Raw genomic sequence first — 16,032 nt, forward strand, 5'->3', positions numbered from 1 at the left:
CACTCTGTTTGAAAATGAAATGGGAGGTAGTAAGCATGAAACACGAGCGGCGCAAGCCTTTTCCAAACGATTTTTTGTGGGGAGGTTCCACATCAGCCTATCAAGTGGAAGGCGCATGGAATGAAGACGGAAAGGGACCTTCCGTTATCGATATGGCCAAATACCCCGAAGGCACAACTGATTTTAAAGTAGCCAGCGATCATTACCACCGTTACAAAGAAGATATTGCTCTGTTTGCTGAAATGGGCTTTAAAGCATATCGTTTTTCCATTGCCTGGACACGCATTTATCCTAATGGCGACGGAGAGGTAAATCGAAAAGGGATAGAGTTCTACGATCAACTTATCAATGAAATCAGAAAGCATGGAATTGAACCGATTGTGACGATTTATCATTTTGATTTGCCTTATGCATTACAGGAAAAAGGCGGCTGGTCCAATCGTGCAACGATTGATGCATATGCAAATTATTGCAAAACATTATTCGAGCATTTTGGCGATCGGGTAAAATATTGGCTGACGATTAATGAACAAAATATGATGATCCTTCATGGCGAAGCGATCGGGACCGTTGATCCGAACTTAAAAAATCCAAAAAAAGAATTGTATCAACAAAATCATCATATGTTTGTCGCTCAGGCGAAGGCAATGGCGTTATGCCATCAAATGCTGCCTGATGCAAAAATCGGACCGGCGCCGAATATTGTGACGATTTATCCGGCAAGCTCAAAACCTGAAGATGTTTTAGCTGCCAATAATTACGCAGCCATCCGCAATTGGCTGTATTTGGATATGGCTGTATATGGGCGCTATAACAATATTGCCTGGGCTTACTTGGAGGAAAAGGGATATACTCCAACAATTCTTGAAGGCGATATGGAAATTTTACAAAATGCCAAGCCGGATTTTATTGCTTTTAACTATTATACTTCGCAAACAGTAGCAGCAAGCGAAGGAAATGAAGAAGATGTGAACCAAACAGGAGATCAGCATATTACGGTTGGGGAACCGGGAGTTTATAAAGGAGCCTCCAATCCGCATTTAAAGAAAAATGAATTTGGCTGGGAAATTGATCCAGTCGGGTTTCGGACAACATTAAGAGAAATATATGACCGCTATCATTTGCCATTGATTGTCACTGAAAATGGATTAGGCGCCATCGATCAATTGGAAGAAGGCGATGTTATAAACGACACATACCGAATTGAATTTTTAAGAAACCATATCGAACAAATGCAATTAGCGATTAGTGACGGTGTTGAAGTGTTCGGTTTTTGTCCTTGGTCAGCTATTGATCTCGTCAGCACGCATCAAGGTATAAGCAAACGCTACGGTTTTATTTACGTTAACCGTGATGAATTTGATTTAAAAGATTTGCGCCGAATTCGAAAACAAAGCTTTTATTGGTATAAGCAAGTCATCTCATCGAATGGAGCCAATTTAGATTAGAAAGAGTAAATTCGACAATTGCATAATTTTTTCGGGAAGCTGTCAAAAATCAGGAAGGAATGTTACCATCCGGGCATAACCTGAACTGATTTGAACAACACAGTGCGTTTATTCGTGCGCGTTCAAATTGGTTCAGGTTTTTTATATATCAAATATATTTTTGGGAGGGTCAATCATGAAATATGAGCAATTGGCTAAAGACATTATCGAAAATGTCGGCGGTAAAGAAAACGTTATCAGTGTTGTTCACTGTATTACAAGATTGCGCTTTCAATTAAAGGACGAAGGGAAAGCGAACACAGAAGTGTTAAAAAACATGGACGGAGTCGTCACCGTTATGAAAAGCGGCGGACAATATCAAGTTGTCATCGGCAATCATGTGCCTGATGTGTATAAGGCGGTCGTTGCTATTGGCGGGTTTGAAGCTGCAAAGCCTGTCGATACGGAAGCGGGAAAAAAGGATAAAAATTTATTCAACCGCTTTATTGACGTTATTTCGGGAATTTTTGCACCAACTCTCGGCGTTCTAGCTGCAACAGGAATGATTAAAGGTTTTGCCGCTCTTTTCGCATCACTAGGCTGGATAACAGATAAATCAGGAACTTATCAAATTTTATATGCAATTGGCGATTCGTTATTTTACTTCTTCCCGATCTTTCTTGGTTATACGGCCAGCAAAAAATTCGGCGGCAACACATTCATCGGTATGGCGATCGGGGCGTCATTGGTTTATCCGGCACTATCTAATCTTACTAGCGGAAAAGCGCTTTACACTTTGTTTTCAGGCACGATGTTTGAGTCGCCTATTTATATTACATTTCTTGGCATTCCGGTCATTTTAATGACGTATTCATCTTCCGTTATTCCGATTATTTTGGCTGCTTATTTTAGTGCAAAGGTGGAAAATTGGTTTAAGAAAGTTATTCCTGATGTCGTGAAAACATTTTTAGTTCCTTTTTTTACACTGATTATCATAGTTCCTTTAACATTTTTATTGATTGGGCCAATTGCAACTTGGGCAGGAAAGCTTCTAGGTCAACTAACAGTTGCCATCTATGATTTATCGCCAATCATTGCAGGATTATTTATTGGCGGGTTCTGGCAAGTATTTGTGATTTTCGGTCTTCATTGGGGGCTTGTTCCGATTGGTATCAACAATATAAGCACACTTGGTGCAGATCCTGTTCTAGCGATGGCATTTGCTCCTTCTTTTGCACAAATTGGTGCTGTACTTGCCGTAATGGTGAAAACGAAACAGCAAAAATTGAGAACGCTTAGTGTTCCTGCATTTATTTCCGGAGTTTTCGGGGTTACAGAACCGGCGATTTATGGTGTTACGCTTCCACTCAAAAAACCGTTTATTATCAGCTGTATTGCTGCGGCAATTGGCGGAGGACTCATAGGAGTATTTGATTCAAAAATGTATATGCTGGGAGGTCTCGGAATTTTTGGTATTCCATCCTTTATCAGTCCGACTGAAGGCATTACGTTTGGTTTATGGGGCACTTTAATTGCCATTACCGTTGCCTTTATCCTTGGTTTTATCCTCACTTTCCTTTTTGGATTCAGTCAAAAATCGGCAGCAGAAGCAGATCGGCAATCCCAACAAGCAACAGCTGAGGCTGACGCGGAAGAAGAATTATTAGGTAAAAAAGAAATTATTTTCAGCCCGTTTAACGGCGAAGTAAAGCCGTTATCAGACATCAAGGATGCAGCATTTTCATCCGGGGCCCTCGGCGCGGGCGTAGCCATTGAGCCTTCGGAAGGAAAATTAGTAGCGCCTGTATCCGGCACAGTAACGACTCTTTTTCCTACGAAACATGCAATTGGAATAACATCTGATCAAGGTGCGGAAATTTTGATTCATATTGGCATGAATACCGTTCAATTGGAAGGGAAATTTTTCACTGCTCATACAACTCAAGGCGCCCGTGTAGAGAAAGGACAGCTGCTCATTGAATTTGACATAAATGGAATTCAGTCGGCGGGCTTTGATTTGGCGACACCGGTTGTTATAACCAACACTAGTCACTACAAAGAAATAAATGAAACGAAAGAAAAACAAATCAAAATTGGCGAACCTTTATTGACGCTTATAAATGACTCGGAATGATTTTGCACAAGAAAAAAGCATCTGCTGATTAAGGGCAGATGCTTTTTTTAAGAAGATTTTGAACGTTTTGCAGCTTTTCATGCTGTTTTTTTGAAAAAATATAATTCTTTTATGTAATAATAGTTTCCGTAATATGCGAATATTTCGAGAAATTATGTTAGAAAATATTACATATTTATTGCAGATATAGTCATATAAACTATAATTCTTAATAAATAAAAAATCCCCCTAAAGAGTTTGTAGTGATCTCTCATTCTCTGTCAACCGGAAAAAGAAGGTGAAAAGCTGACATTTGCCAGCGTATCTTGGAATGATGAAAAGTGAATATCGTTCCCCGAAATAAGTGGGAAATCAAAGCTGTCTAGGGTTCCGTTGCTGGCAGGCTGTATCACCGCCGGTAAGTCTGGTCCGAGAGAGAGCGTATAGAAGCTGCGTTTGATTGCAACTTCTATATACACGGAAGGATAAAAGCCTGGGAGATCTATTCTCTCTGGCTTTTATTTTTTTAAAGCTGAAAATTTAAAAATCTGGGGAGGGGGATATAACAGAATTTCTTTAAGCACTATTTTGAAATACCTAATTTCAAAAAGAGATGAAAAATATAAAGCCGAGGTGAAAGACATGAAGAAAAAGAAGTTTCCACTACTTGTTCTTTCTATCATTTTTTGCTTGTTGTTGTCTGCTTGCGGAAGTAAATCTGCAAATGAAACTTCTGGCGGCAATAAAAGCAAGAAAGAACCGATTAAGATTGGTTTCAGCGCCTTGCCGAGCTGGTATTTATGGCATCTCGTAGAAAAAAAGGGTTTTTTCGAAAAACATGGAGTGGATGTCGAATTGGTTTGGTTTCCAGTATATGCTGATTCCCTTTCTGCATTAAATACGGGAGAAATTGATGGAAACAGCCAAGCTTTGCTTGATTCGATCTCCCCTTTAGAAAAAGGAATTGATTTAAAAGCGGTATTTATTACAGACAATTCACTTGGCGGCGATGGGCTTGTTGCTTCAAATGATATTCGCTCGGTTAAAGACTTAAAAGGGAAGAAAGTTGGTACGGAAATAGGTACGATTGAACACTTTTTTCTGCTCACGGCATTGCATGAAGCGGGATTAAAGGAGTCCGATGTGAAATTTACAAACTTATCTGTTCAAGATGCGGGAAATTCATTTATAGCTGGAAAATTGGATGCAGCCGGTTTGTGGGAGCCTTTTTTAAGCATGGCAGTGAATAAGGGAAAAGGACATAAGTTGGTGACATCCGCTGATTTTCCGGGCTTGATTTCCGACTTATTCGTTGTAAGGGGAGATGTTGCGAAAGAGAGGAAAGAGGACGTGCAAAAAATCGTAGCAGCATGGTTTGATGCGGTTGACTATCTTTCGCAAAATTACGATCAATCGATTCAACTAATAGCGGACGAGGCGGGAATTTCAAAAGAAGAGCTGGATGTAGGAATGAAAGGATTCAAGCTGTTTTCTCCTGAAGAAAGCTTGAACGCTTTTAAAGAGGGAGATAACTATCAATCTTTTTATTACACAGCTGAAAAAAATGCTGAATTTTTAAAAGAGTTAGGGTTTATTAAAGACATTCCTGATTTTAGCAGCTTCGTTGACACCTCATTTATAAAAGCGGAAATTGAACGGGCAAAGTAAGGAGGATTAATGGATGGAGCTTCAAAAAGGAAAAAGGCATCAATGGACATTATTCAAAATACGCGAGGATATTCCGAAAAAATGGTATTTTACTGGGGTATCAGCTGCTTTTATCTTGTTATTGCTCATTTGGATTTTGCTGAGCAATTTAAAACTTGTGGATGAAGTATTTCTTCCGACTCCCGCAGCTGTTGTGGGCTCTTTCTTTGCTGCCCTTTCAAGTCCGGAGTATTGGGGAGAAATCGGGATTAGCGTCTACAGAGTTTTTATGGGGTTTTTACTGGCATGTCTGTTAGGGATTCCGCTCGGAATATTGGCTGGCACTTTTAAGCTTGCAGAATCGGTTATTTTGCCCGTCTCTGAGTTTATCAGGTATATGCCGGCAGCCGCTTTTATTCCACTTATTATGGTTTGGGCAGGAATTGGGGAAACAGCAAAAATTTTAGTGATTTTTATCGGAAGCTTTTTTCAGCTCGTTTTAATGGTGGCAGATGACACAAACCGGATTCATAAAGACCTACTTTATGCCTCCTATACTCTTGGAGCAAACCGCTGGCAAGTCATCTCAAAGGTTATCATCCCTGCAATGCTTCCGAAATTAATGACAACTATGCGGCTGATTATGGGATGGGCTTGGACGTATTTAGTTGTAGCAGAGCTGGTGGCGGCAAACAACGGTCTTGGATATTCGATTATGAAAGCGCAGCGTTTCATGGATACCGAGTCCATCTTTGTCGGAATCATTGTTATCGGGCTGTTGGGACTTATTATTGACAGATGCTTTGCCTACATTAATAAAAAATTATTTCCATGGGCGGAAGGAGGAAATTAAATGTTGAATGCTATCAAAGCTGAAAAAAATCTTCGCCAAGAGAAGATTGAAATAAACATTCAAAATTTGTCGAAAGTGTATAAAACGAATAATGGCTCCTTTCAAGCGCTGGAGAATGTTTCTTTGTACGTAAAAAATGAAGAATTTGTTTCCATTCTTGGACCGTCGGGATGCGGTAAGTCGACCATTTTGAGAATTTTGGCAGGTTTGGAGGAGCCGACATCAGGCAGTGTGCAAGTATCCGGTGAAGAAGTGAAAGGACCAAGTGCGAAACGAGGTATGGTCTTTCAGTCTTATACGTTGTTTCCTTGGTTGACAGTAAGAGAAAACATAGAGTTTGGCCTCAAGCTAAAAGGAATGAAACAAAAAGAGCGTAAAGAAATTTCCGATCGATATTTAGAGCTGGTAGGACTGGAAAGATTTGCGGATTCCTACGGCAAAGAATTGTCCGGCGGCATGAAACAACGTGTGGCTATTGCAAGATCGTTGGCCAATAATCCGGAAGTGTTATTAATGGATGAACCTTTTGGAGCGCTTGATGCACAAACAAAGCAATCCATGCAGCAATTATTGTTGGATATTTGGAAGAAGGAAAAAACAACCATTGTGTTTATAACGCACGACATCGATGAAGCCTTATTCTTATCCCAGCGAATATATGTCATGGAAGCAAGACCGGGGAGAATTCTCGAAGAGATTGATGCGGATTTGCAATTATTTCAAGATGGGGAGCTTGTGGATGTAGAGAAATTTATGAATGTAAAAAAACATATCATTTCTTTATTAAAGCATTAGTAAAAAAAATACAGAAGGATCGGAAGGGCTGTTGATGATGAAGATACGAAACAAACTGCTCCTTAGCTTTGGAACCGTTTTGCTAATTGTCCTGCTCGCCTTTCTTATTGTTTACTCTACTTTGCAGGACGTTTCCAAATCCTATTTTAATTTAGCAAATACCGATATGAAAAAATTGCAGCTTGCCCACCAGATTCAATTTGAAGACCTTGCGTTAACAGATGCGGTCAGAGGGGTGATTATCGAACCGGATAATACGGCCGAAAGGGAAAAGTACAATCAGTTTGCAAAGCAAATTGATCAACATATTAAAGAAGTGACTCCGATGCTGGATGATTCCAGGACGAAAAAAATTTTCCACGATCTAAATATAAATAATCAAAAATTAGTTGAATTAGAAACGCAGATGATGGAATTGGCCGGGGAAGACCGCCAAAAAACGCTTGCTATTTTTCATGGTGAATATGCGGATATTCGCGCTATTTTTAGTTCCAAACTGGAAGAATTCAAACAAATTGAGACAGAACGGATAACCAAGAAAATTGCGGAAGATGAAAAATTAATAAGAAAAAAAATCATGGCGGGTGCAGCGGTATTTATCACAGCACTGTTTGCAGGAATTTTAATTGCAATATTTATTTCTAAAAGAACCACCCGGCCATTGTGGAAAATTGCAAATAAATTAGAGGAATTGGCGCGAAATAAAGGAGATTTAACAGCTAGAATCCATATCACGAATAAAGATGAAATTGGAAAGCTGGCGGCGGCATTTAATAGAATGCTGGAGAACCTGCAAAAAATGATGCTAAAAATAAAGGAAACGACAGATGAAGTTTCCGCTTCAGCACTCGAGCTTTCTGAAGGTACTAAAAACTTTGCGGAAAGTACAGAACAGATCACGATGGCAGTTCAAGACATTGCTTCCGGAGCCGGTGATCAAGGGGACATGGCGGATGAAAGCTCACATGCGGTGAATAATATTGCCAATGAAGTTCAAAAAATTGCATCGTCATCTTCTTTCGCAGCAGAATCGGCCTTGACCACATCGAAAATCGCAGAAGAAGGAAACAAATCAATTGTCAAAGCAGTCAAGCAGATGGAATTTTTACAAAAATCCGTTGATGAAGCGTTTATTAAGATTGAGGAACTTGGCAAGCTTACCGACGAGATAAAAAAAATATCAGATGTCATGGCAAATATAGCGGAGCAGACGAATTTATTGGCTCTAAATGCTGCAATTGAGGCGGCGCGTGCAGGGGAACAAGGCAAGGGTTTTGCTGTTGTAGCAACGGAAGTTCGAAACTTGGCGGAAGAGTCAAAACAATCTGCGATTCAAATAAATGAAATGATACAGCATGTCCTCTCCATTGCTGCTGCCGCCGTGGAGAATATCGATAAAGGAAGGAGCGATCTAAAAGAGGGTAAAAGGGTTGTTGATGATGCTGGGCGCGCTTTCCATAAAATTTTAACATCAGTTGAGAAAGTAACATGTCAAATACAAGAGGTTTCCTCATCTGTCCAGCAAATGTCAACAGGAGCTGATCAAGTTGCTGTTTCTATCGGACAATTGGCTGACATCGCCAAAAAATCATCAGCTCATTCACAAAATGTGGCAGCCTCAACGGAAGAACAACTGGCTGCAATTGAAGAATTTACAGCAACGGCAGAAAATCTCTCAAATGTAGCAAAAAAACTGAGAAACATGATCGGGGAATTTAATGTTTAACATTGTTTTTATCTATTTCCAGCATTCATTGTAAGTTTCATGTTATATTATCTAACAAAATCATTGAACAATGCTGCACTCCTTTCTATATTAATCTTAAATAAAAATTTCATAAAGGTTCCTGATCGATAGGAACAAAAAAGCTGTCTAGGGTTCCGCTGCTGCTTAAGTTTGCAGCAGGTCTGGTCCGAGAGAGAGCGTATAGAAAGCATCAAAAGATGTCTTTCTATAAACACGGAAGGATAAAAGCCTGGGAGATTTCCCTAGGCTTTTATTTTTTTACAACGATCATTAAGAAAAGTCTCAAGGGAGGTATTTTGGATGACTAAAATTTTCAGCAAAACGATCGTACCTGGAGGAAAATGGTCGGGAAAAATTGGAAAAGGAAAGCTTATTCGTTTTACAGCCTTGGAGGCTGGAGCCAATCTTTCACTTATGATGTATCATGCACATGATCTTTCAGAGCGTTATAACATGCCAGATACATTAAAAGCCCAGCACACATTTCACTTGACAAAGGGAAACGTATTGATGAGCGATAACGGCCGAGTATTGGCCAGCATCACTAGCGACAGCCTTGGCTGGCACGACACTGTTTCAGGCTATACCACAAGGGAAGGAACAGATGAGAAATATGGAAAAACAAGCTATCAAGAATTAAGAAATGACTGGCTCAGAAGCGGAGAAGAGAACTTTGCCATGGAACTTGTAAGAAACGGGCTCAGCCTGCGCGACATGGCTCCTGTCGTCAATCTGTTTTCAAAAGTGAAAACCGACGACAAAGGCAACCTTACCTATTGTTTGGATCATTGCAAAAAAAATGACACAGTAACATTAAGAACAGAAATGGATATTTTGCTGATTGTATCTAATACACCAAATCCGCTTGATCCAAGAACCAACTATCCGTCCGTTCCGGTGGCAATGGAAATGCTTCCGGCAGAGCCTGTCGATTTGAACGATTATTGTGTAAATTATCGTCCTGAAAACCGCCGGGCATTTGAAAATACTTGGGAATATTATGCGCTTTTATAGCATTGGGCAGGAAATTGTTTGAGTACCCAGGCTGATGCCTTTAAAGATCAATATTATAGAAAATACCGATTTAAAAATACGATATGAGGAGGAAAGGAACATGGAAAATATTAAAAAAGTAGAAAGTCCTCGAAAAGAAGAAAATGCAATCTATAACAAAATCATCCCTGCCGGGGAAGGCTGGATGCATGAACTAAATCCAGGGCAAGTTCTAAGAATTGTCGACTTGGAAGGAAACCAAGCAGTAGATACATTGTTTTACGATGCAGATAATCCGGAGGATCATTACAGTGTAACAGCCACCATTACAGGACAGAAAAATATTTACTTAACAACAGGTTCGGTGCTTCGTTCTGAATCAGGAAATGAATTGCTGAAGATTGTAGCGGATACATGCGGGCGCCACGATACATTAGGCGGTGCTTGCTCAGCACAAAGCAATACCGTCCGATATGCACATGATAAATTGCATATGCACAATTGCCGCGACACGTTTATGCTGCAGTTGTCGAAATATGGGGAGCGTTTTACAAAAAGGGATCTGGCTCCAAATATTAACTTCTTCATGAATGTTCCGGTTACAGAAGATGGTCATTTAGAATTTGCTGATGGAATCTCTTATGCCGGAAGTTATGTGGAATTATTATCCCTTCGGCGGACATTGGTGCTGATCAGCAACTGCCCGCAATTAAACAATCCTTGCAATGCTTACAATCCAACAAAAATACAAGTGCTGATTTGGGATAAATAAACAGAATCAACTAGGATACGGATGCGTCAGGGGGGAGAACAAAAATGTTTAAAAAAATTCTGATTGCCAATCGCGGGGCAATAGCCGTCCGGATTGAACGGACGCTTCGCAAGCTTGGAATTCTATCGGTTGCTATATATACAAAGGCGGATCAAGACAGTTTACATGTAGACGAAGCAGATGAAGCTATTTTAATAGGAAAAGGCCCGGTCAAAGACAGCTATTTGAATGGAAATTTAATCATAAAAGCTGCCATTGAGTCAGGAGCCGATGCCATTCATCCCGGATATGGATTTTTAAGTGAAAACGCAGATTTTGCCCGCTTGTGCGAACAAAATGGAATTACGTTTATCGGACCTTCACCTGAACAGATGGAGATATTCGGATTAAAGCATTCTGCCAGAGAAATTGCAAAAAAAGCCAATGTTCCTTTATTGCCGGGAACGGACCTCATCACCGATTTGGATGAGGCGGTAAAACAAGCTGAACATATTGGTTATCCAATTATTTTAAAAAGCACGGCAGGAGGCGGAGGCATCGGAATGCGCGTTTGCGAAAATGAACAGCATTTGCGCTCGGCATTTGAGGCGGTACGTCGTCTTGCTGAAACAAATTTTAAAAATAAAGGCGTTTTCCTGGAGAAATATATCGCTAGAGCACGCCATATAGAAGTTCAAATTTTTGGAAATCGATTTGGTGAAGTGGTAGCTTTAGGCGAACGAGACTGCTCTATTCAGCGCCGCAATCAAAAAGTTGTGGAAGAAAGTCCGGCCCCTCTTTTGTCCCAGGAAGTCAGAAAAGGAATGTTCGCAGCCGCCATCCGATTGGCGGAAGAAGTTGGATACCGGAGTGCAGGCACCGTTGAGTTTTTATATGATCCTGAAACAAGCTCCTTTTACTTTCTTGAAGTGAATACAAGACTGCAAGTGGAGCATGGTGTAACAGAAGAGGTCTTTGGCATCGATCTTGTTGAATGGATGATACGTGAAGCAGCAGATGATCTGCATGAATTGCATTCCTTAGTTAAAGAGCCGAAAGGGCATAGCATTCAAGCACGTATTTATGCGGAAGATTGTTTGCATGAGTTTCGGCCGAGCGCCGGACAGATTGATGAGGCAAAATTTCCTAAAACAGCTCGAACGGAAACGTGGGTAAGAAACGGAATCACGGTTACGACTCTTTATGATCCAATGCTGGCGAAAGTGATTGTTCGTGGAAAAAACAGGGAAGAGGCGATCGGAAAACTCATACAAGCGCTAAACGAAACGAAATTGTACGGTATTACAACCAATCTCCACTACTTGAAAGCTTTATTGAAGGAAAAGGATTTTATAAAAGGGAATGTATACACCCGTTTATTAAACCATTTTCAACCTAGAGAACATGCACTGGAAGTATTGGACGGAGGAATTCAAACAACTGTTCAGGATTGGCCCGGACGCATTAAATATTGGAGCGTAGGTGTGCCGCCTTCCGGTCCAATGGACCAGCTCTCGTTCCGGATTGGAAATAAACTTCTCGGGAACAGAGAAGGCGCCCCTGGTCTTGAAATGACATTGCGCGGGGGATCTTATCGTTTTCGAGATGATATATGGTTTTGTATTACAGGTGCCGATATGCAGGCTAAGCTTGACGATCAGCCCGTGCCGATGTATGAACCTGTTTTGGCAAAAAAGAACCAAGTATTATCATTTGGTGAAGCGAAAAGGGGAATGCGGACTTATTTATTAGTAGCAGGCGGTTTTGACATGCCTGAAGTTTTAGGAAGCTCCTCCACATTTACGCTCGGCGGATTCGGCGGCCATGGCGGACGCGCCTTGCGCACTGGCGATGTGCTTTTGGTCAACCGGGGGGCTGTTGTCAAAAAAACGAAGGGGCTTCCAGCTGAATATAGACCGATCATGACGAATAAATGGACGATAGGCGTCATTCCGGGCCCTCATTGTACAAGCGAATTTTTGCAGCCGGATTATTTGCAGCAATTAACTGAAACAGAATGGGAAGTGCATTTTAACAGTTCGCGCACAGGCGTCCGGTTAATGGGCCCAGCGCCGAAATGGGCAAGAGAAGACGGCGGAGATGCAGGTTTGCATCCATCAAATATTCATGATAACGCTTATGCAGTGGGATCGCTTGATCTAACAGGCGATATGCCGATTTTACTGGGACCTGATGGACCTAGTTTAGGAGGATTTGTCTGCCCAGTTACGACGGCTTCAGCTGAGTTTTGGAAAATTGGGCAATTGCATCCGGGCGATATCGTCAAGTTTCATTTGTTGTCATTGGAAGAAGCGGAGGAACTTCGAAAAAAACAAGAAATGTTTATGCAAAAAATTGAAAATGGCAGTTTGTACGGATTTCAACCTTCTCAACTTCCTGCCATTAATCCAAAAATTACAGCCGACGATTCAATTTTGGCTCAAGAACAAACATCTCGAAACATTCCAATTACGATTCGTTCAAGCGGCGACGAAAATTTGCTGATTGAGTACGGTTCAATGGATTTAGACCTGCTGTATCGGTTTCAAGTACATGCTTTAATGCAAGCGATACAACAAAAAGGCAACATCCCTTTCCTTGATTTAACGCCGGGCATTCGGTCTTTGCAAGTGCACATTGACCCATCGAAAATGTCCGTTCGCGAGGCTTGTCAAAAAATTTTAGAAATTGATCGCGAGCTTCCGCCGCTGGAATCGATAAAAGTCCCTTCACGTATTGTTCGGCTGCCTCTTTCCTGGGATGATCCGGCTACTCAATTGGCCATTGAACGCTACCAGAAAAACGTCCGTTCCGATGCTCCGTGGTGTCCGAGTAATTTGGAATTCATCAGGCGCATAAATGGCTTAAAAAGCATTGATGATGTAAAGAAAATTGTATTTGATGCAAAATATCTTGTTTTAGGATTAGGCGACGTCTATCTTGGCGCTCCAGTAGCCATCCCAATTGATCCTCGGCACCGTTTAGTCACAACAAAATATAACCCTGCCCGGACTTGGACGCCTGAAAATGCGGTAGGAATTGGCGGTTCGTATTTATGTATATATGGAATGGAAGGTCCTGGAGGCTATCAATTTGTCGGCCGGACGATTCAAATGTGGAATAAATTCCGGACAACGAAGAGTTTTGAACAAGGAAAACCTTGGCTATTGCGGTTTTTCGATCAAATTCAGTTTTACCCAGTAGATGCGGAACAGTTGCTGCAATTGCGGGAAGATTTTCTTAGAGGAAGGTTTGAAGTGGAAATAACAGAAACAACGTTTGATCTTGGCGAATATTTAAAATTCTTGGATTCGATCAAAGATAGTGCCGAAACTTTCCGCATGCGGCAGCAGGAAGCTTTTCAAGCAGAGCGAGAACGGTGGAAGCAGCTAGGATTGGCGGAATATATATCAGAGCATGAACCAATGAAAGAAGGGCAAGAGGAAAATATCCCTCCAGGTGCTGAGGTTGTTCGTTCTTCCATGCCTGGAAGTGTATGGAAAGTTCTTGTGTCTCCTGGACAGCAAGTTAAGAAAGGCGATGTTCTGATGATTGAAGAAAGCATGAAAATGGAGTTTCCGCAGCTGGCCCCGTGCGATGGACAAATAGTAAATGTTTACGTGAAACCAGGGGACGAGGTGCAATCAGGACAATTGATTGTCAGCATTTTAAAGCAGAAAGAACGAGAGGAGGTTCTCAAATGAAATCGGTCAAACATTTTCCTCAACCTTTGACGATTGCGCGGTTGAGAGAGATGTACCTTAACAATGAATTGACTCCCGAAGAAGTAGTCATTGAAATCATTCATCGAGTTAAACAAGATGAGGATATGAATATATGGATTACCCCTCCGGCAATGGAAAGAATTCAGCCTTATCTAGACAGGCTTGCTTCACTGGATCGGAAAAGCTTGCCATTATGGGGAATTCCATTTGCTATTAAAGACAACATTGATTTAGCCGGGGTTCCGACAACTGCAGCTTGCCCCCAATATGCTTATATACCAGAAAAAAGCGCAACAGTGGTTGAGCGGTTAATCGCAGCAGGTGCGATCCCATTAGGAAAAACAAATTTAGATCAGTTTGCCACTGGGCTTGTCGGTACAAGAAGTCCTTATGGAGAAACGAAAAATGCCTTAAAAGAAGAACTGATCAGCGGGGGATCAAGCTCTGGATCTGCGGTGGCCGTTGCACGAGGCCATGCAGCGTTTGCACTCGGAACGGACACTGCTGGGTCCGGACGAGTGCCGGCAGCCTTAAATCGCTTAGTCGGATTTAAGCCGAGCAGGGGAGCCTGGCCGACCGCTGGAGTAGTTCCGGCTTGCGCAAGCCTTGATTGTGTGACAGTTTTTGCGCACAATTTGCAGGATGCATTGGAAGTTGATCGAATTGTGCGCGGCGAGGATGAAACAGATCCTTGGTCACGCTATTTCCCGAACGTATCGCCGAAAAGTCCGAGCAAAATTTGTTTGCCGAAACAACCGCTTTCGTTTTTTGGCCCATTTCGTGAAGGATATAGGAATGCATGGATGAAAACGATGAAAAGATTGGAACGTTTGCGTCTTCCGATTGAGTATATCGATTATGATTTGTTTTCCGAAGCGGCGTCTCTTCTTTATGAAGGTCCTTGGGTGGCGGAAAGATGGGCGGATTTAGGTGATTTTGTGAAAGCAAATACAGAAGATGTGTTTTCCGTTACGGAAAAAGTCCTTTCTTCCGGAGCTTCTCCTGATCATACGGCAGCATCAGCTTTTCAAGCGATGCACAGGATCCAATCAATCAAGCATAAAGTGAAAAAATTGTTAAAAGATGCAGTATTAGTTTTGCCTACTTGTGGCGGTACTTGGACGCGCGAACAAGTTAGGCTCGATCCGATTCGCACAAATAACGAAATGGGAAAATACACCAATCACTGTAATCTTTTGGATCTGTCGGCAATCGCCATTCCGGCAGAGGATGCGGAAGCAAATGTTCCTTTTGGCATGACGATGTTTTCGCTGGCAGAACAGGAAGGATTGATATTCGGACTTGCTTCTCAATTTTTAGGAGAGATTCTAACAGAAAATTTTCAACCGCAAAAAAATACGACTTTTGTTGCCGTCTGCGGTTTGCATATGAGAGGGTTTCCGCTCGAAAATGAAATGCATCAATTCGGAGGCAAATTCGTATGTGAAGCAACAACTGCTCCTAATTACCGGCTGTATAAGCTGCCTACGGATCCTGCCAAACCTGGGCTTATCAAAACAAACCACAATGGCGCCTCCATTCAATTGGAGATATGGGAAATGCCATTAGCTTCATTTGGTGCTTTTACAGCATCTATTCCAGAACCTTTAAGTATAGGAACAGTAGAACTGATCAACGGAAACAAAGTGCCGGGCTTTCTTTGTGAAAAGTATATAGCCAATCAAGCGGAGGATATTACAGCTTTTGGAGGATGGCGTTCCTATTGCCTGAAAGAACTCAATTCATAATACAAAAGCCGTCAAACATGTTGGCGGCTTTTTCACGTTCAAGCGCAAAATTCTAATTTTAAGAGATTGACAGGATGGAGTGACTGAACTATTTAGATAAAATCGACGTGTACGTACAGTGTATTAGGAGACAGAAAGTTAGCTGCATACTTCTGTTTTGTTTATTTTTTAAACTGTAAAATACGACTTTTACCTCTGCTGGTTACTTGAATATTGAAAATACCAATGTATCA

At 41.5% G+C, this 16,032-nt stretch carries 10 protein-coding genes and 2 riboswitches; all 10 genes read left to right on the forward strand.

What is annotated here, in order from left to right:
- The first annotated feature begins 35 nt into the window (after positions 1-35).
- The 10 genes from NSQ84_RS03120 to atzF all read left to right on the forward strand — a co-directional run bounded on the left by NSQ84_RS03120 (position 36) and on the right by atzF (position 15,799).
- Positions 36-1,448: a glycoside hydrolase family 1 protein gene (locus tag NSQ84_RS03120; protein WP_066246819.1), complete on the forward strand. Its 1,413-nt coding sequence runs from the start codon at positions 36-38 to the stop codon at positions 1,446-1,448.
- Positions 1,449-1,623: 175 nt separating this feature from the next.
- Entirely contained in the window at positions 1,624-3,561 is a 1,938-nt protein-coding gene (locus NSQ84_RS03125) for a beta-glucoside-specific PTS transporter subunit IIABC (RefSeq protein ID WP_066246818.1), read from the forward strand.
- Between the two features lie 350 nt (positions 3,562-3,911).
- Positions 3,912-4,042, forward strand: a riboswitch (guanidine-I (ykkC/yxkD leader).
- Positions 4,043-4,182: 140 nt separating this feature from the next.
- On the forward strand, positions 4,183-5,208 hold the full coding sequence (locus NSQ84_RS03130; protein WP_066247003.1) for an ABC transporter substrate-binding protein: 1,026 nt from the start codon (positions 4,183-4,185) through the stop codon (positions 5,206-5,208).
- Between the two features lie 13 nt (positions 5,209-5,221).
- Positions 5,222-6,040: an ABC transporter permease gene (locus NSQ84_RS03135; protein WP_063389266.1), complete on the forward strand. Its 819-nt coding sequence runs from the start codon at positions 5,222-5,224 to the stop codon at positions 6,038-6,040.
- The gene (locus NSQ84_RS03140; protein ID WP_186439255.1) at positions 6,041-6,835 is read left to right on the forward strand and encodes an ABC transporter ATP-binding protein; all 795 of its coding nucleotides are present in this window, start codon (positions 6,041-6,043) and stop codon (positions 6,833-6,835) included.
- Positions 6,836-6,869: 34 nt separating this feature from the next.
- The gene (locus tag NSQ84_RS03145) at positions 6,870-8,561 is read left to right on the forward strand and encodes a methyl-accepting chemotaxis protein (protein WP_066246816.1); all 1,692 of its coding nucleotides are present in this window, start codon (positions 6,870-6,872) and stop codon (positions 8,559-8,561) included.
- A 136-nt stretch (positions 8,562-8,697) separates the two neighbouring features.
- Positions 8,698-8,820: riboswitch (guanidine-I (ykkC/yxkD leader) on the forward strand.
- A gap of 62 nt (positions 8,821-8,882) precedes the next feature.
- Positions 8,883-9,596: an urea amidolyase associated protein UAAP1 gene (locus NSQ84_RS03150; protein ID WP_063389264.1), complete on the forward strand. Its 714-nt coding sequence runs from the start codon at positions 8,883-8,885 to the stop codon at positions 9,594-9,596.
- A gap of 100 nt (positions 9,597-9,696) precedes the next feature.
- Entirely contained in the window at positions 9,697-10,347 is a 651-nt protein-coding gene (locus NSQ84_RS03155) for an urea amidolyase associated protein UAAP2 (protein ID WP_066246812.1), read from the forward strand.
- Positions 10,348-10,391: 44 nt separating this feature from the next.
- Complete coding sequence (gene uca, locus NSQ84_RS03160) at positions 10,392-14,030, forward strand: urea carboxylase (protein ID WP_066246809.1); 3,639 nt, start codon at positions 10,392-10,394, stop codon at positions 14,028-14,030.
- Complete coding sequence (atzF, locus tag NSQ84_RS03165) at positions 14,027-15,799, forward strand: allophanate hydrolase (RefSeq protein ID WP_066246807.1); 1,773 nt, start codon at positions 14,027-14,029, stop codon at positions 15,797-15,799. Before uca ends, atzF begins: the two co-directional genes overlap by 4 nt.
- The last annotated feature ends 233 nt before the right edge of the window (positions 15,800-16,032 follow it).

Origin of the sequence: Aeribacillus sp. FSL K6-3256 (assembly GCF_037965805.1) — a bacterium.
Taxonomy (GTDB): Bacteria; Bacillota; Bacilli; order Bacillales; family Aeribacillaceae; genus Aeribacillus; species Aeribacillus composti.

Excerpts from the sequence above, each read along its gene's own strand:
- NSQ84_RS03120 (WP_066246819.1), top strand. The coding sequence starts at position 36 with ATGAAACACGAGCGGCGCAAGCCTTTTCCAAACGATTTTTTGTGGGGA.
- NSQ84_RS03125 (WP_066246818.1), top strand. The coding sequence starts at position 1,624 with ATGAAATATGAGCAATTGGCTAAAGACATTATCGAAAATGTCGGCGGT.
- NSQ84_RS03130 (WP_066247003.1), top strand. The coding sequence starts at position 4,183 with ATGAAGAAAAAGAAGTTTCCACTACTTGTTCTTTCTATCATTTTTTGC.
- NSQ84_RS03135 (WP_063389266.1), top strand. The coding sequence starts at position 5,222 with ATGGAGCTTCAAAAAGGAAAAAGGCATCAATGGACATTATTCAAAATA.
- NSQ84_RS03140 (WP_186439255.1), top strand. The coding sequence starts at position 6,041 with ATGTTGAATGCTATCAAAGCTGAAAAAAATCTTCGCCAAGAGAAGATT.
- NSQ84_RS03145 (WP_066246816.1), top strand. The coding sequence starts at position 6,870 with ATGATGAAGATACGAAACAAACTGCTCCTTAGCTTTGGAACCGTTTTG.
- NSQ84_RS03150 (WP_063389264.1), top strand. The coding sequence starts at position 8,883 with ATGACTAAAATTTTCAGCAAAACGATCGTACCTGGAGGAAAATGGTCG.
- NSQ84_RS03155 (WP_066246812.1), top strand. The coding sequence starts at position 9,697 with ATGGAAAATATTAAAAAAGTAGAAAGTCCTCGAAAAGAAGAAAATGCA.
- uca (WP_066246809.1), top strand. The coding sequence starts at position 10,392 with ATGTTTAAAAAAATTCTGATTGCCAATCGCGGGGCAATAGCCGTCCGG.
- atzF (WP_066246807.1), top strand. The coding sequence starts at position 14,027 with ATGAAATCGGTCAAACATTTTCCTCAACCTTTGACGATTGCGCGGTTG.